The 363-nt window shown below is 51.8% G+C and carries 1 protein-coding gene; it reads right to left on the reverse strand.

Annotated elements, in window-relative coordinates; genetic code table 11:
• The coding region (locus FTW16_RS17870; protein ID WP_186728091.1) for an alcohol dehydrogenase catalytic domain-containing protein at positions 1-363 on the reverse strand (363 nt) is incomplete at both ends.

Below are 363 nucleotides of genomic sequence, written 5' to 3' on the forward strand. Positions count from 1 at the left end.
CCGCCATCGCACTCTGAGCCGAAGTACCATGGTTGCGGTAAATCTTGCCCGTACACCTCAGTTACGCAGGGCTCAATCAGAACACGCTCACCAATGCGATCAGCAGAAATGTCTTGCCCGACCCCTACAATGAAACCGCACACATCGGCACCTTGGATGCGAGGGAACTGTAAAGCGTTACCAGACCAGCTCGCATCGTCAGAGGCGTCGCTTTTAGAATACCAACCAATTAGCGTGTTGATATCGGTATTATTAACGCCCGCAGCCAGCACTTTGATCAGCACTTCATTCGGCTCTATTTGTGGAACAACAATGTCTTCACGGTAAACCAGCATCTCTGCCCCGCCGTGTCCAAGCATCTCT

The sequence above is a fragment of the Vibrio sp. T20 genome (assembly GCF_007858795.1).
Classification (GTDB): Bacteria; Pseudomonadota; Gammaproteobacteria; order Enterobacterales; family Vibrionaceae; genus Vibrio; species Vibrio satsumensis.